Consider the following 23,416-nt stretch of genomic DNA (forward strand, 5'->3'; position numbering starts at 1 on the left):
GAGTTGCTTAGTATTGTTATTCTCTGGTCTACATTTAAGTATAATCAAAAGCATAGAATTATTAAGGTTTTAATTACTTCATTGATAACACTTTTAATTTTAAAGTTAACTAATAGTTTTAATCCTGTTGCAATAATTTTTATAAACTATTTTGTATTGTTAATTTCTGTTGTTTTAATATTTAATACCCAATTTTTTTTAGCTTTTGTTTCGTTAACCTTTTGTCATGTTTTAGTAGTTTTTTATGAATTTATACTTGTGCTTTTATGTAATACAGTGTTTGCTGATTTCAATATTCTTGCTAAATATGATTTCTTAATACTATCTTTCTTTATGTTTATAGTAATGTTTTTTGTTCATAGAAGTAGAGTATGGAAAAACATAGTTAGTAATATTTCAGACTATATTGGTAGATTAAGTATAAATCCAAAATATCTCTGGATACTTAATGCCCTTGGTTATTGTTGTATTATTGTTGTATTGTGGGATTCATATCCGAAATTTTTTGTTAGAAACAAGGCATTTTTATTTTCTATTTTTACATTGGTTATGTTTGTAAACTACTATATGTATCGTAGTGATATAGCTCTACGTGAAAATGAAGCCATGCAACAATACTATAAAAAATATTATCCTCAATTAATTAATATAGTAGAGGACATTAGAGCCAAACAACACGAATATAAAAATCACCTAAATACTATTTATGGAATTATTGAGGTTTCTAAAACCAATTTACGTTCTGACTTAAAGAAGTATGTTGATACTGTAAGTGTAGATTTAGACGACGTAATGATTATAAAAATAGATAACGTTGTTATAAATGCAATTATATATAGTAAATTAGTTGAGGCGAAGAGCCTCAACATAAAGTTTACTTATCAAGTTGAGAACCTTAATAGTTTACCTCTAGCAGACTATGAATTAACTGAAGTGCTCTCAAATTTAATCAACAACGCCTTTGACGCAGTAGCAGGGCAAGAGTCTCCAGCTGTTTATCTCGAAATGTATAAGGATGAGTTGCATAAACTTCACATTATAGTAAGTAACAACGCCCAAAATATCAAATCTCAAGAGCTTACAACGTTAGTAAATAGAGGATACTCAAGCAAAAAGAAAAATAGGGGCTATGGCTTGTATAATATTAAAAAAATAATTAATAGTAATAATGGTACGTTAAGTATGACAGCTGAAAAAAACAAAACAATATTTGAAGTTGAAATACCAAATAATGATAATTAACTATATTTAAGGACCTAATTAAGAGGGTCTTTTTTATATTGGTATGAATATGCACCATAAAGGCATGAATAAACATATACATCTATGATAAGGTAAATTATCATAGAGGAGTAGGTATTTAATAATAAGTCTACAAGTAAAGCTAAAGAGGAGATGGAGTTAATGACAAAAACATTATCAAAAATATTAATTATTACTATGCTTTTAACTGTAATAGTTGTGCCAGCTTTTGCTGAAGACAAAGTAATGCAAGAAGATAAATGCAAGATTACTATAACAAATATTGTAGGACAAACTAAAGAAACATTAAAAATGTATAATCAAGAAAGAGAATATGATATTTATTTAGTTACAAAGGGTGCAAGAATAACAGTATCAGCAACTGAGGGGTTAAGTTGTGGTGTAAGTGCACTAGTAGAAGAGGATGGATCTTATTACGGTGATCCTTGGCCATGGGAAGGCACTGGTGAGTTTAGATCTTACATAGATGCTAACCAAACTGCTTATAATGACTTAGAAGGTTGTACCTATTATAAATTCTTTTATGAAAAGAATGATGAACGTGTAATTATGATGTTTAAGTTAGTTGAGGATTCAGCTACAACAGCTAAAGAAAAAGAGTTTAAACAACCAGATTTTAATACAGATAAATACGAACTAACAATTACCAACATTATTGGAGAAACAACAGAAACCTTAACAATTGATGAGCGTGAAGAAGAATATAAAGTTTATTTAATAAGTAAAGACTCAAAGGCAACAATAAAAACTACAGCAGAATCATACGCTGGTGGTGGCATTGTTCGCAATGAAAACGGTTATATGTATTCTGATCCCTGCTTAGTGTGGAACATGGATAATGATAAAACAAGCTATTCACCACTTTTAAAAGCTAATACCAAAGCTGATATGAATTTTGAAGGTAGTACATATTACTACTTTAGTACTGGCGAAGGTGATAATCGCAATCTATTTCTGTTAAAAGTAGTAGATAATAACGAACAAGAAAAAGTAGATGGTGACTTAAATCATGAGCTTTATGATTTATCAATAACTAATTATGATAAAGTTGTAAAAGAAACACTAACCTTTAACAATGAAACAAAAGAGTATGATGTTTATGTTGCTAAATCAAACTCTTTATTAACTTATAAACCAACTGATTCATTTTATGCTGGTGTTTTAGAAATTAACCTTGATGAAGGCTATGCAGCTCCAATGATGTGGACAATTAATGGTCATCAAGAGTTAGTAAACTATGTTGAAGCAGATACTGTGGCTACTTGTGAATTAAAGCCAGGTTATTATCAGTTTGCAGTAGATGATGATAATGGTTCTATTTCAGAGGTTATTATAAAAGTTGTTGCTGGTGAAAAAGTTACTGAGCCAATAGCTGTAGAATTTGATGAAAACGATGCTCCAGATAATTGGGCAAAAGGTGATATAACTTCAGCAATTCAAAAAAACTTAGTACCTCTAAATCTACAAAACAACTATAAACAAAACATAACTCGTAAAGAGTTTTGTCAGGCAGTTATTCAGTTATTAGAAACAAAAACAAGTAAAACAGCTGAACAGATTTTAGCTGATGTTGGTAGAAGATCTAATGAAAATGATCCATTTACTGATACAAGTGAAGACTATATTTTAGCAGCATATCAGTTGAAAATTATTGGTGGTCGTGGTAACAAGATTTTTGATCCAAATGGTACAATTATTCGCCAAGAAGCCGCAGCCATTTTAACAAATGTAGCTCGTGTTTTAGGTGCTGATGTTAATGGAGTTGGCAAAAAATTTGCTGATGATGGTGATATTACTAACTATGCTAAAGCGTCTGTTGACTATGTATCATCAAAAGGAATTATGGGTGCTATGGGCAACAATAAATTTGGACCCAAAACTACCTATACACGTCAGCAATCATATATAACATTGTTAAGATTATTTAATGCCCTTAAATAATCAATAAACTAGCTGTTGCTTTAAGCTTAATCATTGGAACTTGTTTCCGTGGTTAAGCTTTTTTTATACATAAATATTTTTTATACTTTAGATAGACCCTTTTTTTGTAAATATTAAATCTTATGCAGGAATGTAGCTTTTCTTAATGAATTAAAGATAAGGAACTATGTAGTATTATATAAACTGTTAACTGGTTTCTTTCAAGAGCTTTAATTTCAATTTTTTATCAACTTTTTTTGTTTAATTTGGGGTGATATTAGTGGTTAGTTTTTTGATAGTGGAAGATGATAAACAGCAACGTAATAATTTAGCACGAATTATCAAGAGCATAGTTGATGATTGTAAAATATATGCTGCAGATAATAAAGATGATGCACTTGAAATTGCCAAAAAGGTTTCAATTAATCTAATGTTTGTGGACATAAAGCTTAAAGACTCTAATGGTTTAGATTTTGCTAAAGAGGTACGAAAGATTTCGCAGTATAAGTTAACATGGATAATTTTTTTAACTACGCATGTAGATTTTATGTTACAGGCTTTTAAAGAAATACATTGTTACGATTATATACTAAAACCATATAGCAAAAAAAAAGTAGCAGAGACCATAAAATTACTACTTGAACACAATAGCAGTAGTGTTGATGACAAAATCAAAGAGTATGTAGTATTTGAACTTAAAGGTGTAACTTTTAAGGTTTGTTTAGAAGATATTTATTTTATTGAAGTACAATTGAGAACATGTACTGTACATACAAAATCTGAAGTATATGTGTTTAGTAGAATGCCACTTAAAAGAATACTTGAAATGATTGAAGTTAATTATATTGTAAAAACACATAAATCATTTGCTGTAAATACAAACCATATAAAAAAAATAGAAAAAGTTTCTCGTGGATGCTGGGAAATTGATTTTTGGGGCTACGATAAAAAAGCGCTGTTAGCAACAACGTATAAAGATGACCTTATGTTGAAGATAAATTAATACTTTATGGTTAAAGGGGAGATGTATGTGCCTGGATTATTAGCTGGTTGGCTTGAGTTAAGTAGCTTAGTACTTATATGGTCTGAGTTCGAGCAACCAACAAAAAATAGATTAATCAAAAATCTTGCTATAATTTTAGTAGGATGTATTTTATTTTACTTTACAATAGATTTATATCCTGTAACTGCTTTGTTTATTAATCATGGATTTTTAATTATGTTTATTAGCTTAGTTTATAATAAAAATACCTTTGACGTTATCCTAAAGTTAATTATCTCATATGCGTTAGTTGTATTTATTGAGTTTTTATTACTAATTACTTTTTCTCCAGTTATAGATAACTTTGAGTATTTAAAAGAGTATAAGTTAGTTGAGCTAGCTGGATTGTTATTGTTCATTGTAGTAATTTTGTTAATTACGCCTGTTTTTAAAAAGTTTATTTCTTCAATTAATAGTTCTATCAGCAAAATTAACTTTCAGTTTAAAAATATTTGGTTAGTTAATACTTTAGTTTATTGTTTTATAGTAAAATTAATTTGGGATTTTTCACCTCAATTTATTATTAATAATAAGGTATTTATATTTTTAGTATTTGTTTTAGTATATGTACTCAATATTTTTGTATATCGAAACGATGTATTAACTTATGAAAAAACAACTATGGAGCAATATTATAATCAATACTACCCTGTATTAACTAATATTGTAGAAGATATGCGCTCCCGACAGCACGAATACAAAAACCACCTAAATGTTATATATGGTATAGCTGAAATAACAAATGAAAAAAACGTTAAACAAGAGTTAAGGTCTTATATTGAGTCAGTAAATTACTCATTTGAAGATGTTAACATTGTTCGTAGCTCTAATAATATTTTAAATGCAATTATATATAGCAAAGTGGTAGATGCTGAAAAACACCATATTGACTTTACATATCGAATAGGTGATGTAGATGAGTTACCTATAGAAGACTTTGAACTGACTGAAATATTAGCGAATTTATTAAACAATGCATTTGAGGCAATAGTAAAAAGTGAAACTACTAAGAGAATTGTTAGACTTGAATTATGTAAAACAGAAGAGCCAAACATGTTTATAATGGTAGTTAAAAATAATGGCACAGCTCTTAAAATGAAAGAAATAGATAAGCTATTTAAGCGTGGCTTCTCAACCAAAAATAGGGGAAGCGGCTATGGTCTATATAATGTGAAACAAATTATTGATGATAAAAAAGGAAATATTGAAATTACTGTAGAAGAAGGCATAACTACTTTTAAAGTAAAAATTCCATACTAATTTAAATACCAAAAGAGAGCCATAAAAAGCTCTCTTTTGGCAAAAGTATAAGTGCATGTAAGTAAGTAAATCAATTTTGTATATTACTTCAATAAACTTTTTGGAGGCTCAACTTCGTTGAATAACAACCATGATGAACTATAAGCCAAGATTTGAGAAAGAGCAACTAAAGTTATGCCAAATAAATATCTAGGGCAATGTTTTCTCATAAATTTCACTTTAAACCCTCCTTTTTAAAAATAATTGAACCGACTCTAAAAAGATAGTTAAAACACCAACACTCACATAAATACTGTCTTTTATCCATATCATTAAAGCTAATATCCATAACAAAGTGGTTACTACTGCTAAAATCTTAAGCATTATATAGCGCTTTTTACTCTTGATGGGTCTAAATTTGCTGGTTATAGGCGCCTTATAACCAATTAGTAATGTACTTATCAGTAGTAATATAAATGAGTTATTAACAATAGTTTTTTCAAATAATTGAGTGCCGAATATTGCAATAGTGAAGAATGTTGTTGAAAATAACAGACATTTCAAAAAACTATCTGCATGATAACCGCCAGCGAACACCCTTAGAGATGCAAGCAACACAAAGGAGAAGACAAAGTAATGGAGTTTTCCAAAGGATGCAAAGAGAATCAAAAGTATGCCTAATCTCAATGCCTCCCCAATGATAGCCTGCAAAGCATAGGAAATTTGTTCACGGTACATGGTATTGTCTAATTTTGTATTAATACTAAGGTAATTGGCTAAATCATCAGAAACATTTTTAATAAATTTAATTTTTATTCCTCCTCTAATATGAGGTTTTGTGAGCTCATACACACATATTATAATAATTATATCTTACATTTCATATGGAGGTCATTATTAATTTTATTAAAATAATAAACAAATATTATATTTTGTAATAAACACTTTAGAAAAATAAGCTTAAGTGTTTTTTTTGTTTGTACTGTCAGTATAGCAAACAAAATTACAACTAACTATTGTTATGACATAAAAATGCAAATTTCGTACATAAAACAGCATATCCTAACAAAGTTCGTCTATTTATAACCTTTTATAGCTATTTAGAACCAATTTTATTGAACAATATTATAAAAATTTTATAATAAAACTATATATAATAACTTAATTAATTTAATAATTTACTATAAAATCTTAAAAATTTACGAAATCGTATTTATAGAATTAAGATTTTTTAGAGTGTTTTTGAGCTATTTTATTGACTTTCTAAATTAGTTATGTGTATGTTTTATTTGTATTTAAAATTGAGAGGGTGATATCTGTGATTAAATTGTATCCAAGTTTTAATAATATAGCCACTCAATCTACTCAAGCAACTGCAGATTATGCTAACCTAGGTAGTTATCCATTAGTCAATTATCACAAAAAGTCTGTTTTTAAGAGTACTAGTAATATAACTCAAAATTCAGCAAAGAGGTGTAAACCAAACAATGAGTTTACACAATACTCTTTTACTAACTTGATTTTGGCTACCTGTAATGTAGTTTACAAATCATATAATGAAATTAAAAACTTGGGTAAGGTTATGCCTCTTGATTACATTAATTCAATTAATACAAGTGAGATAGGAAATAATCAAATTACAGATTATAATGTATTACCATGGACAAAATGCCTCTCACTAGTAAATACTGGTGAAAAAATATACGTACCTATACAAATGCTATTTACAGACTGTAGCCATAATAATAATGATGATGAGCAAAGTAACATATCTCCACTTGGCACAGGTATTGCATCTCATAGTTCATATTTTAAAGCAATGGAAAAAGCTATCCTGGATAACATTAGTGTAGATGCCTTTATGTTAACTATGTTGACAAAACAAAAGTATAAAAAAATTATATTTAATAACAGCGTGTTGAACCTACTTCAAGAGCACAAACTCCTTGGTGACGAATGCGATTTTGAGATAACACCGCTATATATAACGCAGCCAGATCTTAAGGTGCCAACTTTTGCAGTTATCTTAAAAAGAAAAAATCAATTATCTCCTTATATGTTAATGCCTATTCAGTCTGATTTAGATCCATTAGAGGCTCTGTTATACGGTATTATAAACTCTATATCAAGAGCTAAAAGTATCTTAAAAAACACTATGATTAGTTCTAATAAAATAAGTGAGTTTTATAAAAACTCACTATACTGGGTAATGCCCCATGATATAGTTTTAAAAGATAAGTCAGTTTCTGAGTTAATAGAAGGAGACATTAATTTTTCTGAGATTAAAACTTATCATCAGCAAAGCAATCAAAAGAATGTTACGTATTTAATAAATGAATTGCAAAAAATAAGTAATTATGCAATATTTATGAATGTTATGCAACCTAAATTTAGAGCTCAAAATAAGTATGTAGTAAGAGTTTTAGTACCAGAATTATTAAAAATGCCGATGTTTGATGGCAGTTATGTAAATCACCCTAGATTACAACAGTTTGATTCACGAATTAATAATTATAATTATTCAATATTTTAAATAAAGATAAGAATTATATATTTTACTTTGCTAGTATTCAAATTAAACTGCTATGTAATTACCTATTATATATTACCAAAGAGAAATGAAAATAACACAATCTCATATTCTGCCAATTTTATTTAAGTGTTCCCTTATGCTGTGCAGATTTAAGAGTATTGATTTAACAGATGCTTTACCTCAAATAAACATACTGCATTTGCTGTTGTTACAATTACAACATATATAAAAAATTAAAATAATTATAGAGTAAGTTTAATTTGAGATGTATAGGGTTGCCTAATTTAGGTGACCCTTTTTTTAACTAACAAGCTTATAAAAGTAAGTCAATTGCATTTTGATGGACAGTTTAATTGTACAAATTGTCCATCATTGTCTTGACATGTCCATTTATTAGTAGTAATATGAAGCTGTATTAAGGAGGTAAGTATGGAAAAAGACTATTACTCAGTTGAAGAAGCAGCCGAAAAAATTGGTGTACATCCTAAAACTGTACGTAGATACATTTATGCTGGGAAATTAGAGGCTCAAAAAATTGCTGGTCAATGGCGAGTGTATAACTATGCTATAGACCACTATTTAAATAGTTGTGAAAAATCTAACTCCAAAAATGAAGTTAGTCATGATGATTTTTGTGTATTCATGGATAGTAATTACTTTGATTCAGATGAAAAATTGCAGGTTTGTTCTATAGTTGATTACTATGTTGAGAGTAGTAAAGAAGTTAAACCTCTTGCTACTATAGTAATGGATATTGTAACAGATTTTGAAAATGATCAGGGTAAGTGTCGTTTTAACTATGTGTTTGATCATATAGAAAACAAAGCAAGGTTTATTTTTTGGGGCAGCCCAACCTTTATTTCTGCAGTAGTGGAGGCCTTAAAAAAATTTGAGTAATTAATAATAAATTTGCATAAAAATGAGGTGAAAATATGTTAGTAGAGAAATACTATCTTGTTGAGGGTATGTCTTGTTCAGCTTGCTCTGCAGCTGTAGAAAGAATTACCAAAAAAATGCAGGGTGTTGAGAGCTCCTCAGTAAACTTAACAACCAATAAGTTATTTATAAAATACAATGATGAAATAGTTACCAAAGAGCAAATCTTTAGTAAGATTGAAAAAGCAGGTTATAGCCCTAAATTAATTATTACTGAGAAAAGTGTAGTTATACCAGTTAAGGGAATGACTTGTTCAGCGTGTTCTCAGGCTGTAGAGAGAACCGTGAAAAAACTCAACGGGGTTATTGAGGCTAATGTAAATGCCGTTACTAATAAAGCTCATATTAAGTATAATAGCCAAGTTATTCGTTTATCGGAAATTAAGCAAGCTATAAAAAAGGCTGGCTATCAGCCATTAAGTATAGAAAAACAAAATGCCTTACCAACAGAAGATAAACAGCAAAAAGAGAATCGTTTAATGTGGTTTAAGTTTAAAGTTGCAGTAGGATTTGGCATTCCACTTTTATATGTAGCTATGGCCCACATGGTGGGATTACCCGTACCTAAAATTATTAACCCTCATTACGCACCTATTAATTTTGCCTTTGCTCAAATAATACTATTGATACCTATTTTAATAGCAGGCAATAAGTTTTATACAGTTGGTTTTAAAACCCTATTTAGTGGTCACCCTAACATGGATTCTTTAGTAGCTGTTGGTACAAGTGCTGCTATAATTTATGGAATATATGCCACATATATGATTGTAAATGGTGATACTAGTTATGTAATGGAGCTCTATTTTGAAACAGCAGGAGTAATTATCGCTTTAATTATGTTGGGTAAATCTCTTGAACATCGTTCTAAAGGCAAAACAACAGAGGCTATTAAAAAGCTTATAAATATGCAACCAAAACAGGCAACGGTTCTACATGGTAATGATGAACTAGTTATCCCAATAGAAGAGGTTGAAACTGGTGATATTGTTTTGATAAAGCCAGGAGAAAACATTCCAGTTGATGGTGAGGTTATTGACGGTTACAGTTCAGTAGATGAGTCTATGTTAACTGGCGAAAGTTTGCCAGTTGAAAAGACTATAGGCTCACAGGTAGTGGGTGCTAGTATTAATAAAAATGGTTTACTTAAAGTTAAAACCTTAAAAACCGGCAATGATACTGCTTTATCTAAAATAATAACATTAGTTGAAAATGCCCAAGGTACTAAAGCCCCTATCGCAAAATTAGCAGATATAATATCTGGTTACTTTGTTCCTGTGGTAATAACAATCGCTTTAATATCAGGAATAGTATGGTTTGTAAGTACAGGAAATCTTAATTTTTCACTTAGAATATTTATTTCTGTATTAGTAATAGCGTGCCCATGTGCCTTAGGTTTAGCCACTCCTACCGCAATTATGGTCGCTACCGGAAAGGGAGCAGATAATGGTATTTTAATAAAGAGTGGAGAGGCATTAGAAACTGCTCATAAAATAAATGCTATAGTTTTTGATAAAACAGGAACAATAACAATGGGTAAACCTATTGTTACAGATATATTACCTACAGATGATATTAGTGCCGATGATTTATTAAAATATGCCGCCTCTGCAGAAAGAGGTTCTGAACATCCTTTAGGAGAGGCAATAATAAAAAAATGTGAAGAAAAAGACCTAGGTTTTATAACTGTTAAAAGCTTTGAAAGTATTCCAGGTCATGGAATAACTGCTACCCTAAAGAATGGTGTAGAACTTAGTATTGGTAATGCCAAAATGATGAATTTAAAGAGCATAAATATAAACAGTAACAACATTCATCAAACAATAGCAAGTGAAGGTAAAACCCCAATGTTTGTTGCTTTAAATGATAAATATGCTGGTTTAATAGCAGTAGCTGATGTAATTAAAACTACCAGTAAAGAGGCTATTAAGTCATTACACAATTTAGGCATTAAGGTTGCTATGATAACTGGTGACCACAAAGCTACAGCAGAAGCGATAGCAAAACAAGTCTCTATAGATATTGTTTTGGCAGAGGTGTTGCCAGAAGATAAGTCAAAAGAAGTGTTAGCTTTACAAAAACAGGGTTATAAAGTAGCTATGGTCGGTGATGGTATTAATGATGCTCCAGCACTAGCACAGGCTGATGTAGGTATTGCTATTGGTTCTGGTACAGATATTGCAATGGATTCAGCTGATATAGTGTTAATGAGAAGTGATTTAAATGATGTGTCTACTGCTATTGAGCTTAGCAAAGCAACTATCAAAAATATAAAACAAAACCTTTTTTGGGCGTTTGCTTATAACTCTGCAGGAATTCCCTTGGCAACAGGTTTATTTCACTCGTTTGGATTACTATTAAATCCTATGTTTGGTGCTGCAGCAATGTCATTAAGTTCAGTATCTGTAGTTACAAATGCTTTAAGACTTAGAAATTTTAAACCTAAAAAGGAGAAAAATAATGCATAACGTATTGAATATTAAGGGTATGAGTTGTAGCCATTGTGAAGCAAGAGTAAAAAAAGCTTTAGCAGAATTAGGAGTAAAAGTGTTAAATGTGAATGCCCAGGAGAATTGTGCTGAGGTAGAATTGAATAATGTTGACCTCAAAACAATAAAAGAAGCTTTAGACGACATTGGTTTTAGTTTGGTTTTATAATAATGCATTTAGGAGCTTACTTAAGCGAAAAATCATTTAGGTAAGCTCTTATTATATATATATTAGCTGTTTTATTTTAGTTGTAGGCATATTATCTTAGTATTTATTAACCAATAATACTTTCAGAAAATAGTATAATATAGTACAATAGCAATTAAAACTTCTAGAAAGTAAGGTGAGTATATGACGAATATAGCCGCATTTTTTGATATAGACGGTACCCTTTATAGAGAGGGCCTGATAACAGAGATATTTAAAAAGATGATTAAGTCAGATATTATTGATATAGAGCGATGGTATAATGAGGTTAGAGAAAAATACTTGAGTTGGGATCGTAGAACAGGTAACTACGATGATTATTTACTAAAAATAGCTGAGATATATACAGATGCCATTGCTGGTCTACATAAAACTCAAATAAAGTTTATAGCTAAGAAAGTTGTTGAGCAAAAAGGAGATAGGGTATATACCTATACCAGAGACAGAATTAAATTTCACCTAAATGAGGGTCATAGAGTTATAGTTATTTCAGGATCTCCTGCAGAGTTAGTTGAAGAGATGGCTCAAAAACATCATGTTCATGATTTTATTGGTACAGAATATTTAGTAGATAAAAATGATATCTATACTGGAAAAGTAAAACCTATGTGGGATAGTGTTCATAAAAGGGTGTCTATAGATTTTTTTGTAAACAAATATAATCTAAACCTAGCGCAATCATATGCATATGGTGACACTGCTGGTGATTTTAGTATGTTTAGTGCGGTAGCTTATCCAACAGCAATCAACCCTACACGAGAGTTAATGATTAAAATAAAAAACAATAAAAATGTTTTAAATAAAACAAAAATTGTAGTAGAACGTAAGGATATGATTTACAAGTTAACCCCCAATGATATAGAAATAGAATATTAAAAATGGTACAAATATTGTATTGTTTACATGAAATATTAAAGAATATGTAAAGGGCATATCAATTTAAGATAGCCTCTTTACATATTATAAAACTATTAGTTAAGTACTTCCTTAAAAAAATCTCTGTACTGAAAATCTGTAGAATTAATATGCCTAAAGATCCATTTAGAAATAAATTTTAACAAGTCCATTATGGCATCCTTTTGATTATCATCAATAACACCAAGGTTTAGTGAGTTTAAATAATCAATGAAATATTGATGTTCTTTTATATGTGATTCAGTATCAGGATAATTATATTTATTAAAGAGCTCTTCCTCAGTTTGAAAATGATATGCAGTATAGTTAGATAGTTCACCTATTAAATTAGAAATTGTGTTAAAACTATCTTGACCACTGTAAGTAACTAAAAGTTTATGTATTTTTCTACCTATTTCAAATAACTTTTGATGCTGTTGATCAATAACATCTACACCAACAGAATACTCATTCTTCCACTCAAACATAATTAACCTCCATGTTTAATATTTATAATATTACAATGAGTTTATCACACATTTTATGTTAAATAAAGGAAAGATTATAAAGTTGTTTGAAGATAAATTAAGATGGGTAAGTATAATTATACTGTTATATGTTTAGGAATAAAAGAAAGAAGAGGTTCTAAAAGATGTTGAAAAATAAGATGTGGAAAAAAGTAATTAGTAGTATGTTAATAGTATTAACAATTTTAATTACTATTGTTCCAAGCTTGGCAGAGGCACCCGTAGCTCAACCAGTTCCTGACATAAGCAATTGGGCTAGAGGTACGTTAAATGAGGGTGAGCGGCTTGGTATTTACCCATTAACATGGTATTACGATAATTTTAGAGGTGAGATAAGTACTGAAAAATTGTCTGAGTTAGTAACAAAAACTGCAGAAAAATTTGCCTCATTAAATTTAGAAGTTAACAATAGTTTTCAACCCATAGTCACAACAGGAAATACAAGACAGGATGTATTAATGTTACTCTATAACTGTTTAGCAAAATATAAGTTGCCAAGTGACTTAAAACTTAATGAGCTTACTGCTATGCAATACTTAGTTGAAAGAGGTATTGTTAAAGGATCAGGTACAGACCTAATGCTAGATAGGGCTTGTAAAACTGAGGAAGCAGTTATATTAGCTACCAGACTAATTCATGATACATATGAGGTATTAAATGCAGGTGCTAAAGGTTTTTTATGGAAAGCAAGCAAAAACAATAATACTGTATATATGTTGGGTTCTATTCACTTAGGATCTTCTGCTATATATCCTATGCGTAAATCTGTAATTGAGGCCTTTGAAAGTTCAGACCAACTAGTAGTAGAGGCTAATATTTTAAACCAGCAGGCTATGTTAGGGGAGTTTATTCAAAGAGCAATGTATCAAGATGGCACAACACTTAAAGATCATATAAGTGAAGAGTTATTCAATAAATGTACTAAATTATTTACAGAGCTAGGTTTACCAACTGAAACAATGGTTGGCTTTAAACCTTGGAGTATAGCTAATGATTTAACTGTATTAGCTTCTACAAAATCAAAAAATGTTGAAGAAGCTTCTGAGGTTGCTAATGCTGGAATAGATATGTACTTTTTATCTAAAGCATTATTAACTCAAAAGCCAATTGTTGAACTAGAGGGTATTGTTTTTCAGGCAGAGTTGTTTAATGGATTATCAGCAGAAACTCAAGAAGAATACCTTACCCAAGCAGTAGAAAATATCAATAATAAAGGTGAAGATATCTCCGAAGATACTACCGAAAAAAATGCAGTTCACATTTGGTTGGACTTATGGAAAAAAGGCGATATTGAAAGCTTTAAGCAGTCATATAGAGGTTCTGTAGAATCAGATGAAAATGAAATCACTAACATGCTCTTTGGTAAAAGAGATGAGGGTATGGCGAATAAAATTGAAAAAATGTTAGAGGGCGAAGGTTCAACTACCTACTTTGTTGTAGTTGGAGCAGGTCACTTAACAGTTGATAATTCGGTTATTGATAGACTAATTGAAAAGGGTTATGAAGTTAAGGCTTTATCATAAGTTAAGAGCTTAGTAAGTAGGGTTGTAGCAAAAAGCTACAACCCTATTCTTAATTAACTTATGGTAAGCTTCAGTAGATTGATTATATATATTGAACTAGGTGACTTAAACTATATTTCTTAAAACTATTTAGATAAATTTACTAAAGGCTTGACTTGTGGAAATAAGTATCTTAAGATAACTGTAGGACAGTTGTCCGAAAAAAGGGGCTTTAGTAAGATGAAAAAGAATGATAAAAGAGAACAAATACTTAGTGCTGCCTCAAAGTGTATAGCTAAAAATGGTTATGCTAATGTTTCCTTACGTGATATTGCAGATGAAGCAGGTGTAGTTTTAAGTCAACTCAATTATTACTTTGGTAATAAAGAAGTGATATTTAGCGAAATAATAAAAAATTTTGTAGATAGCTTTTTAGAGGGATTTAAAAATTACTTAAATTTAGGGAAAATGGTAGAAAACAAAATAGAATTATTATCAAATTATCTTAAAAAAGTGTCCCAAGAGGATAAGCTTTCTTTTAAACTTTTATGTGATTTAGTGAGTATGTCATTATGGTCTGATTCATTTAAAAAAATATTTAATGATTTATTTGCACGATTTAATACATTAATAGAAGAGCATTTATTTAGCAAAAAAAGTTTAAATGAAAACTACAACAAATACCCTAAAGCAACTTTAGCAAATGTTGTCGCCAATGTTATGTTTGGCATAATGATGAAAACATCAGTGAGTACTGCTGATGGAAATAGCAATATAAATTCCTTAGATGTTATGAATGAGATTTTTAAATAATATTGTTAGAATGATTCGTTTATGTTAGTACGTTTGGCAAATCTATTACAAGCACATAAATGTGCAAATTCATTTAAGAGGTTTAACTATGAGTATTAAATTAATTACAGATAGTTCAGCAGATTTACCTAAGGAGTTGTTACAAAGCTATAATATTGGCTTAATTCCATTAACTGTCCATATGGATGATGAGGAGTTTTTTGATTGTATTGATATAACACCAGAAGAATTTTTTGAAAAGCTAGATAGCTTAAAAACAATGCCAAAAACTAGCCAAGTAAGCCCACAGCAATTTGTTAGTGCTTTTGAAAAAGATTTAAAAGAGTATGATGAAATAATTTGTGTTACAATTAGCTCAAATGCTAGTGGTACCTATCAGTCTGCTGTGTTAGCAAAAAATGAAGTTGGTAGTGACAGAATTCATGTAGTAGATTCGTATGTTTTATCAATGGGAACGGGTCTGTTAGTATTAGAAATTGCTGATTTAATCAAAGAAGGTAAAACTGTTAATGAAATTTTAGCTAAAGTAGAGTCAATTAAAAGTAGAATAGACCAGCGGTTTACGGTAGATTCTTTAGAGTATCTCCAAAAAGGTGGACGCATTAAAAAGAGCAGTATGGTTATAGGTAAGTTACTTAATATTATACCGATTTTGTCAGTAGAAGATGGTTTAACAGTTGCAATTAAAAAAACTCGTAGTTACAAAGGTGCTTTTAGGTTTTATAAAGACTTTGTAAATGAAAGCCCTGTTAAAAGAATCTGTATTGGCCATGGCAATGACATTGAAAAAGCTATGAAGCTAAAACAATATTTTGATAAAGAGCTTAGTGAAAAACATGACTTTATAATCTCAAATATTGGTGCTACCATAGGTTGTCATGCTGGACCAGGAGTATTACATGTTGCAATAGTTAGAGAAGAATAAACTTAACATATATAGTGGGCGTATATTAACAAATGTTAATAATGCGCCTTTTTTGTTATTTCCTTAGTTTACAAACACATTTTTATATAGTATATAGGGAAAATTTTAATGCATTTTTGCAAAACATATTCTTTATGTGCTTTGAGGTTTACAAAAAAAGCAACAATTATGAAGAGATACTTGAGCGAATAACAGCTGATATAACTACTTATAGAAAGAACCTACACATAAAGCTAGTTGAATAAGCCGTTTTACATTTATTCCTAATTACAACTGTGAGATATTATTTTAACTTAATTATAAATTAATATTACTATAATTATATTATAATTAATAAACATTGCTCTAAGTTATTGACTAATATTTACTAAGTGCCATATAATGTTCAAGCATAATTAAATGGGAGGCAATATTAATGAGTATTATATTTGGTTTGTTAGCTTTAATTCTTAGTATTATAGTTCCAATATTAATTGAGTATATAACTAACTTTCAAGTTATTCACTTCTCACTGTTTTTTATAATTCCAGTAGGGGCTTTAGCTGTAGGTTATTTATGTAGCATAGGGTATTATTTTGGTTTAAAAAAATCCAATATAAAGATTACAAAAAGTAGAAAGAGAGTAGCTTTGCTTTTAGCTATTATTTGTATAGTAGGAATTTATTACTGCTCTTATGCGATGGCACATGTAGATGAAACAGGAAATTTAGTTATGGCGTTTGAAGGTGATCATGTAAGTAATTATGCCGTAGATGGATATGGTCGACTAACTTTTGGTACATATACAAAGTATATCATTGAGTCTACACCAATATCTTTTTCTTACAGACGTACATCTTTAGGAAACGTAAGTAACCCAATTTTTTGTTGGATTTTTGCTGGCATAGATGTATTAGGCGTTATTATTGGTAGCTTTTTAGCCGCTTCTTATATTAAAGACAATAATCCTTATTGTGATAACTGTAATAAATATAAAAAGAAAAAAGCTATATTTAAAATTCCTAAGCAAAATGGTGATGAGTTTTTTGCAGAGTTAGCCAATTATGTAGCTGATATTAATTCTATAACAACTCTAAAATCTATAGTAGATAAATATACTGATACTGAAATAAAAGAGTATTATGAATGTGAGCTTATACATTGTAGTGATTGTTATGAAACAGAGTTAAAGTTTAGCTTATATGAGATAAAAAAGAAGAGAAAAGCCGAGAAAAATGATAAGTATTCTTATTCGGTAAAAGTAAATCACACTTTAATGAGAGATTATTTATAAAAAATAGATAAAACCTGTGTTCTTAACAGAATACAGGTTTTTGCTATTTTTAGCTTTAACTAAGCTTATTATGATAAGCTATAGCTAGTGGTATAACTTATAGTAAAACAAGGAGATAAAATGAAAAATCCAATAATAACCCTACATATGAATAATGGAAAACAAATAAAATTAGAGCTTTATGTCAACGTAGCCCCAAATACGGTGAGTAGTATTATTACCACAGCTTTAGCAGGTCAATATAACGGTAGTGAATTTTATAGAGTAATAAAGGATTTTGTTTTACAAACAGGATGTAGTGAACATGATAACTATAATATGTATTCTAGTTATAGAATTAAAGGTGAGTTTAAAGCAAATAATTTTCTTATAGAACAACCTAAATTTAGGAGAGGTATAGTTGGCATGGGTGGTATAGAACCTAAGAGCTCAAATAAAACGTCATTTTTTATAATGACTAGTGACCTAAAAGATAGACCTCAAAAAAGAAAAAGCCTAGATGATAATTATGCTGCAATAGGCAAAGTAATAGAGGGGCTAGAGGAAGTAATGAGAATTAACGAGCTAGCAACACACAACTTGACTTACAATGGAATTGACTTTAACACTCCTAAAATCCCTCAAATTATAGAAAAGGTAGTAGTAGAAACCTTTGGTCAGCCGTATTTAGAGCCTAGCGCAGTTGAGTATGGATTAGAAACTAAAGCTAAAATTGCTGCAATGGGTAAATTGTTAAAGACTATAAAAAATTAAAACTTTTTGCTTTAAACAAAAGGGGCTGTTGCATTAGTAACATACTAATGTGGCAGCTATTTTTGTAACAAAATACTATATTTTTGCTTTATATTTAAAAACTCTTGACTTTAATTATAACTTATACTAATATAAAGACATACGATATATAGAGAAGCGATAGATAGCGAAGCGATTGATAGAGTGACGATAGATGCTTGGAGGACAATCAATGGATATAAATAAGTTTTCACCATTAACAGAGGCTTCATATTATGTACTTTTAGCATTAGCTAAACCCCTACATGGATACGGAATTATCAAAAAGGTAGAAGAAATGAGTGCTGGTAGAGTTGTATTAGCAGCCGGAACTTTATATGGCGCTATAAGCACCTTGCTTAAAAATGATTTAATAGAATTAGTAGGAGAAGAGAGTGTAAGTAGAAAACGTAAATTGTATACCATGACTGCCAATGGAAAACAGCTAATTAATTATGAAATTAAGAGACTGCAAGAAATGATTAAGAATGGTCTAAAAGAAATGGAGGACTTATAATGGAAAAAATTGTAAGAAAGTTCTTTGTAGCTTGGCAAGAGGAAAAAGAAAAAAAGTTTCTAGAGGATATGGCATTACAAGGTTATATCCTAACAAAAGCTAGGTTTGGTAAGTATGTATTCGAGAAACAAGAATCAAAAGAGCTTATATATGAGTTTGATTATAATAGTTTTAATACTCCAGAGCAAGAAGCAGAATATATCCAGATTTTTAAAGATGCTGGTTGGGATTTAAGATGTAAAAATACAGGTTGGTACTACTTTTGTACAGAAAAAAAAGTAAATCAAGACTTAAGTATTTTTAGTAACAATAAATCCCGTAAAGCAAAGTATAAAAGACTAGGATTTTTTTTGCTATTAACAGGTTTTCCTTTGTATTCATATATAATTGTATTAAGAAATTCTTATAGAATTATATTAAAAAGTCCAGAGTATAATTCGTTAAGAGTTTATTTCTCATTCATGGATTGGATTGTATATCCCGTAGCTGTTTTGCATTTAGTAGCTTTATTTTATGTATATAAAAAATATTCTAGCAAAGATAACGATTTAAAGGAGTAATAAAAATGATAAACAAAGAGTTTTGGCTAACACTTGATAAACTAGTTAAAGAAAGCAAAATAATTATCGACAGACCTAAAGGTACAGTTCATCCTAGGTTTAAAAATTTCGTTTATAAAGTTGATTATGGTTATTTAAAGGGAACTAACTCCATGGATGGTGGCGGTATAGATATTTATTTGGGTAGCAACAAAAACAAAGAGATCGATGCAATTATGTGTATAGTAGATTTAATGAAAAGAGACTCAGAAATTAAAATACTCATAGGCTGTAATCAGCAAGAGAAAGAACTAGTTTACCAAACCCATAATGAAACTGAGTTTATGAAGGGTATTTTAATAAAGAGAGATTAAGTGCTAGTTATATATAATATGTCTTTTTATTGTGATAACACTATAAATAGCAAGGTAGTGTTTTCAACATTGTTTGCTTATTTTAACTGTGCTTATATATAGTAATAAAAAAAGTTGAATACCTTAAATTATAATGCTGAGGCGATTAACTATAGTATTTGTAAACATCTTTAAGGAGACTCTTTTAAAACATGGAATGACTCTAGATGGAGGTGCTGAGGCGTAAGGATTACCAACAAGCAATACCATCTTTTTTCATATAGTATTTTTTTAAGGTAATGATTTTACTCCATTCTATTACATAAAACATATTCTTTGTGCACTTTGTGGTAAAAAACTAAATTACATTTATTCTGAAAGAATAATTTTAAAACTTTTACTTTAGTCTAAAAACTGTAATCAGTAGTTTATAAATCAAGCTTTATAATATATACTATAAATTTGTTAACACTAAGTGCACCAAGGGCACGAAGAAGGTTACTTATAGGTTTATTTTAGTTACTAATTCATATGATAGCTAAACTAAATAACAGACTAATATGATTTCTTATATTAAGTCGACGACATTGGGGGTTATTCCTTATTTGGTAAATTTTACTGAAATGTGATTGGTTACTTTAAAACTATATTTAAACTTCAAAAAACCTACTTAATACCAGAGTTTTTAATAAACTCAGCAATATCATTAATAACTGCACTATCAACGGTGCCTTTAAGGTAATATTCTTGAGGGTTAGCAGGACCTTCTCCAGCCATAAATAAATGATTTAGCTTTGGATAGGACTTAAAACTAAAATTACTTAAGCCTTTAACTGCCTCTTGCCAAGCCTTAAATGAATTCATATCTACCTGATAGTCTCTTTCTCCCTGTAAAAACATCACAGGTCGTGTAATGTTTTTTATTTCTTTTGTAGGTTCGTAGTCAGCTAGATCTAACCAGTAACTTCTAAAAGCACCTAATACGTTAATATCAGCAGGCTGATTTTTTATATCTTTAATTATTTTTTGAGCCTTTATACGTTGTGCAAGAATTTGCTCTTCTTGTTCAGTTACTATGCCATCTAAATTAATTAAGTATTTGGTTTGTATTACAATGGCATCTTCGGCTCTTTGCTCGGCAGCAGCTAAAGCTATAAATGCTTTAACATCTGGGTTATTTTCTGCAATTCTAGGTAACAGATAGCCACTCTGGCTATGAGTCACTATAAAAATATTCTCAGCATCAATCTTATCTTGTTTTTGTAAAAACTTAACTGCCTCTTGTGAGTCATATATATACTCATCATAAACAGTTGCATTTTTATTGTTGGCAATCTCTTTACCATAAGTGAAGGTGCGTTTATTAAATCTTAATACTGCAATTCCTTGTTTTTGAAGCCCGTTAGCAATATCTCTATAAGGAGCATTTTCTCCTACAGTGCAATTCATATCAGTGGGTCCCGAGCCATGCATAATTATAAGCACCGGAAAAGGTCCATCACCACTTGGAATAGTAAGTTTGCCTTTTAATTTATACTTCTCTCCAATCTCAATTAAACCATCACCGGTTGCATTATCTACATTAGTATAATAAAATCCATTAATAACTTTAGAGCCGTCAAAAGATATTATGATATTAAGCTTTTTACTACCAAACTTACTTACCTGATTTATTACTTGTAAGTTGTTTTCCTGTTCGCTTTTAACCTCTATAATTTCTTTAAACTCACCATAAGTAGAGATTAGTTGGGCATGAATTTGCTTTAATAGGTCTACTGTTAGTTTACTTTTAACTGTATCAGATAAACGGTAATTTTGGACCATTTTATTAAAGTTTTTATTAACAAAATCAGCTAAAAAGCTTTTTGCTAACTGCTCAGTATTTAAGTTATCATCAACTGGGGTACTGTTATTTATGCATCCACTAAAAGTTACTAGTAAAACTAATAAAGCTAATATAAAAGTCTTTTTCATTTATAACACCTCTCTTGAATTATGTTGTTCTATCTGTTATACTTGAAGTATATCAACAACATCAATAAGTGTCAACATTAACAAGTAGTTACAGCACAGAAATTTGCTGTGCTGTAAGATGTATTACTATATCTATTAAACTTAGAACAGCAGCTTATACTGGGTATTTAGCTATGAGGTAGGGGGTGTTTTAATGTATATAGAGCTTAATTTAGATTCTGAGGTGGCTTTATATCAGCAACTTAAGAACAGTATTATTGAGGCTATAGCCAAGGGTGAACTTAAACCTGGTGATACTCTCCCAAGCATGAGGCAACTAGCTTCCCAATTATCGGTTAATACCCTCACTGTTAACAAGGCTTACAACCAACTAAAAATAGCTAAATTTTTAGTAATTAATCGTAGAAAAAATGTTGTAGTAAATGATAAGGAGCAGTTTAAAGCAACCGCTAAAGAGTTAAAGGATATATCAGAGCAACTAAAACCTATTATTGCCGAAGTTATTGCTCGAGATATTAACTTAAAAGAGTTTGAGCAAGTCTATAAGAATATCATTAGTTCAATAAAAGGTGGGGATATTTTTGAGTAGAGTGGTGACAATAATTGTTATGTATTTAATTGGTGTTATACCGTTAACAATCATTAACTACATTATGCCTAGCTTATTAAGAAAAAATGTTTTTTTTGGTGTTACAGTACCTAATAATGCTAAAAAAGAGCCTGAATTAAGTAATATTTTAAGGCAGTACAAAAAAAGAATACTATTAGGTACCACTATTTTATCTGTTGTATATTTTATTACGGCTTTTATATTGCCAATTAAAAGAATCTCTACTGCTTTACTAACTGTGGTGTTTTTGTATATAGTTTATTTTTATATTATTTATACTAGTGCTTGGAGAAAAACTAAAATTATTAAAAAGCAAAAAAACTGGGATATTCAAAGTAAAAATATTGCAGTTGCTAATCTTAATGTTAATGCATTAAAAACAAGGCTTAGTTTAAAATGGTTTATTTTGTATCCTATAATAATATTATCAACAACATATGTAGCGTACAAATTTTACCTTATTGCTCCAAATCAAATCCCCATTAACTATGATTTTGCAGGTAACATTACTAACTATGCAGTTAAGTCTATTAAAATGTTTTACCCTACTATTGCTTTACAAATAGGTTTATCAATATTAATGTTTGCTGTATTCTTAGTTAATAATAAGGCAAGGGTAGATATTGACCCAGACAACATTAATACTTCTGGTATTCAAACTGTATTGTATAAATATCGTTGGAGCATATTTGTATATGTTATGGGCTTATTTTTAAACCTTATGTTTGGCTTCATACACATAGCTATTTTTGCCATGTTTAAACCAATAATAATGACAATAGTTCCACTACTGTTTACTATTATAATATTAACATACGCCATAATACTGTCTCTTAAAACAGGACAAAGCGGTAACAGAATACAGGTTGGCAAAGATACTAAAGGTGAGGTTGCTACAAAAAAAGATGATGATTACTGGGTAGCAGGTTTGTTATATTACAACAAAAATGACCCCTCTTTATTTATTGAAAAACGTGCTGGCATTGGTTATACAGTTAACTTTGCTAATAAAATTAGTTGGCTACTATTGGCAGTAATAATAGCTTTTATTGCTTTATCAATATATTTTTCTATAAATAATTAATATATTA

The 23,416-nt window shown here is 29.8% G+C and carries 23 protein-coding genes; 19 read left to right on the forward strand and 4 right to left on the reverse strand.

What is annotated here, in order from left to right; all coding sequences use genetic code 11:
- The first annotated feature begins 333 nt into the window (after positions 1 to 333).
- The 4 genes from IMX26_RS00090 (at position 334) to IMX26_RS00105 (ending at position 5,485) form a co-directional block, all read left to right on the forward strand.
- Positions 334 to 1,242: a GHKL domain-containing protein gene (locus IMX26_RS00090; RefSeq protein ID WP_195159690.1), complete on the forward strand. Its 909-nt coding sequence runs from the start codon at positions 334 to 336 to the stop codon at positions 1,240 to 1,242.
- Positions 1,243 to 1,404: 162 nt separating this feature from the next.
- Entirely contained in the window at positions 1,405 to 3,204 is a 1,800-nt protein-coding gene (locus IMX26_RS00095; RefSeq protein ID WP_195159691.1) for an S-layer homology domain-containing protein, read from the forward strand.
- A gap of 259 nt (positions 3,205 to 3,463) precedes the next feature.
- Positions 3,464 to 4,186 (forward strand): LytTR family DNA-binding domain-containing protein, encoded by a 723-nt coding sequence (locus tag IMX26_RS00100; RefSeq protein ID WP_195159692.1) that lies wholly within the window; start codon positions 3,464 to 3,466, stop codon positions 4,184 to 4,186.
- 27 nt (positions 4,187 to 4,213) lie between these two features.
- Entirely contained in the window at positions 4,214 to 5,485 is a 1,272-nt protein-coding gene (locus tag IMX26_RS00105; RefSeq protein WP_195159693.1) for a GHKL domain-containing protein, read from the forward strand.
- A gap of 83 nt (positions 5,486 to 5,568) precedes the next feature.
- Here the strand turns inward: IMX26_RS00105 and IMX26_RS18025 are convergent, their stop codons facing one another.
- Together IMX26_RS18025 and IMX26_RS00110 are read right to left on the reverse strand one after the other, a co-directional pair.
- Positions 5,569 to 5,703, reverse strand: coding sequence for a hypothetical protein (locus tag IMX26_RS18025; protein ID WP_279324876.1), 135 nt, complete (start codon positions 5,701 to 5,703; stop codon positions 5,569 to 5,571).
- A gap of 1 nt (position 5,704) precedes the next feature.
- Complete coding sequence (locus tag IMX26_RS00110; protein WP_195159694.1) at positions 5,705 to 6,316, reverse strand: accessory gene regulator B family protein; 612 nt, start codon at positions 6,314 to 6,316, stop codon at positions 5,705 to 5,707.
- Positions 6,317 to 6,782: 466 nt separating this feature from the next.
- On the opposite strand from IMX26_RS00110, the gene IMX26_RS00115 reads away from it, so the two are divergent.
- From IMX26_RS00115 to IMX26_RS00135, 5 genes are all read left to right on the forward strand, one after another.
- Positions 6,783 to 7,997 (forward strand): YcaO-like family protein, encoded by a 1,215-nt coding sequence (locus IMX26_RS00115; protein WP_195159695.1) that lies wholly within the window; start codon positions 6,783 to 6,785, stop codon positions 7,995 to 7,997.
- Between the two features lie 429 nt (positions 7,998 to 8,426).
- A complete protein-coding gene (locus IMX26_RS00120; RefSeq protein ID WP_195159696.1) occupies positions 8,427 to 8,894 on the forward strand; it encodes a helix-turn-helix domain-containing protein in 468 nt (155 codons plus the stop codon).
- 35 nt (positions 8,895 to 8,929) lie between these two features.
- Positions 8,930 to 11,398, forward strand: coding sequence for a heavy metal translocating P-type ATPase (locus tag IMX26_RS00125; protein ID WP_195159697.1), 2,469 nt, complete (start codon positions 8,930 to 8,932; stop codon positions 11,396 to 11,398).
- The gene (locus IMX26_RS00130) at positions 11,391 to 11,588 is read left to right on the forward strand and encodes a cation transporter (RefSeq protein ID WP_195159698.1); all 198 of its coding nucleotides are present in this window, start codon (positions 11,391 to 11,393) and stop codon (positions 11,586 to 11,588) included. The genes IMX26_RS00125 and IMX26_RS00130 overlap by 8 nt, the downstream gene beginning before the upstream one ends.
- 183 nt (positions 11,589 to 11,771) lie before the next feature.
- The gene (locus tag IMX26_RS00135) at positions 11,772 to 12,503 is read left to right on the forward strand and encodes an HAD-IB family hydrolase (RefSeq protein ID WP_195159699.1); all 732 of its coding nucleotides are present in this window, start codon (positions 11,772 to 11,774) and stop codon (positions 12,501 to 12,503) included.
- Positions 12,504 to 12,598: 95 nt separating this feature from the next.
- Here the strand turns inward: IMX26_RS00135 and IMX26_RS00140 are convergent, their stop codons facing one another.
- Positions 12,599 to 13,009 carry a bacteriohemerythrin gene (locus tag IMX26_RS00140; RefSeq protein ID WP_195159700.1) on the reverse strand — a complete coding sequence of 137 codons (411 nt, stop codon included), beginning with the start codon at positions 13,007 to 13,009 and terminating at the stop codon, positions 12,599 to 12,601.
- Between the two features lie 164 nt (positions 13,010 to 13,173).
- On the opposite strand from IMX26_RS00140, the gene IMX26_RS00145 reads away from it, so the two are divergent.
- The 8 genes from IMX26_RS00145 to IMX26_RS00180 all read left to right on the forward strand — a co-directional run bounded on the left by IMX26_RS00145 (position 13,174) and on the right by IMX26_RS00180 (position 19,762).
- Positions 13,174 to 14,571, forward strand: coding sequence for a TraB/GumN family protein (locus IMX26_RS00145; protein WP_195159701.1), 1,398 nt, complete (start codon positions 13,174 to 13,176; stop codon positions 14,569 to 14,571).
- Between the two features lie 219 nt (positions 14,572 to 14,790).
- Positions 14,791 to 15,363, forward strand: coding sequence for a TetR/AcrR family transcriptional regulator (locus IMX26_RS00150; protein ID WP_195159702.1), 573 nt, complete (start codon positions 14,791 to 14,793; stop codon positions 15,361 to 15,363).
- 88 nt (positions 15,364 to 15,451) lie between these two features.
- Complete coding sequence (locus IMX26_RS00155; protein ID WP_195159703.1) at positions 15,452 to 16,288, forward strand: DegV family protein; 837 nt, start codon at positions 15,452 to 15,454, stop codon at positions 16,286 to 16,288.
- A gap of 415 nt (positions 16,289 to 16,703) precedes the next feature.
- The gene (locus IMX26_RS00160; RefSeq protein WP_195159704.1) at positions 16,704 to 17,561 is read left to right on the forward strand and encodes a hypothetical protein; all 858 of its coding nucleotides are present in this window, start codon (positions 16,704 to 16,706) and stop codon (positions 17,559 to 17,561) included.
- A gap of 120 nt (positions 17,562 to 17,681) precedes the next feature.
- Positions 17,682 to 18,314: a peptidylprolyl isomerase gene (locus tag IMX26_RS00165; protein WP_195159705.1), complete on the forward strand. Its 633-nt coding sequence runs from the start codon at positions 17,682 to 17,684 to the stop codon at positions 18,312 to 18,314.
- Positions 18,315 to 18,525: 211 nt separating this feature from the next.
- Positions 18,526 to 18,849: a helix-turn-helix transcriptional regulator gene (locus IMX26_RS00170; RefSeq protein ID WP_195159706.1), complete on the forward strand. Its 324-nt coding sequence runs from the start codon at positions 18,526 to 18,528 to the stop codon at positions 18,847 to 18,849.
- Positions 18,849 to 19,409 carry a DUF2812 domain-containing protein gene (locus IMX26_RS00175; protein WP_195159707.1) on the forward strand — a complete coding sequence of 187 codons (561 nt, stop codon included), beginning with the start codon at positions 18,849 to 18,851 and terminating at the stop codon, positions 19,407 to 19,409. The genes IMX26_RS00170 and IMX26_RS00175 overlap by 1 nt, the downstream gene beginning before the upstream one ends.
- A gap of 5 nt (positions 19,410 to 19,414) precedes the next feature.
- Positions 19,415 to 19,762 (forward strand): inorganic pyrophosphatase, encoded by a 348-nt coding sequence (locus IMX26_RS00180; protein WP_195159708.1) that lies wholly within the window; start codon positions 19,415 to 19,417, stop codon positions 19,760 to 19,762.
- Between the two features lie 645 nt (positions 19,763 to 20,407).
- On the opposite strand, the gene IMX26_RS00185 is transcribed toward IMX26_RS00180, so the two are convergent.
- Positions 20,408 to 21,715 (reverse strand): DUF3887 domain-containing protein, encoded by a 1,308-nt coding sequence (locus tag IMX26_RS00185; protein WP_195159709.1) that lies wholly within the window; start codon positions 21,713 to 21,715, stop codon positions 20,408 to 20,410.
- A gap of 193 nt (positions 21,716 to 21,908) precedes the next feature.
- On the opposite strand from IMX26_RS00185, the gene IMX26_RS00190 reads away from it, so the two are divergent.
- Complete coding sequence (locus IMX26_RS00190; RefSeq protein WP_195159710.1) at positions 21,909 to 22,304, forward strand: GntR family transcriptional regulator; 396 nt, start codon at positions 21,909 to 21,911, stop codon at positions 22,302 to 22,304.
- A gap of 1 nt (position 22,305) precedes the next feature.
- A complete protein-coding gene (locus IMX26_RS00195) occupies positions 22,306 to 23,409 on the forward strand; it encodes a DUF5808 domain-containing protein (RefSeq protein ID WP_243259377.1) in 1,104 nt (367 codons plus the stop codon).
- Positions 23,410 to 23,416 lie beyond the last annotated feature (7 nt).

The organism is Clostridium sp. 'deep sea', from assembly GCF_014931565.1.
GTDB lineage: Bacteria > Bacillota > UBA994 > PWPR01 > PWPR01.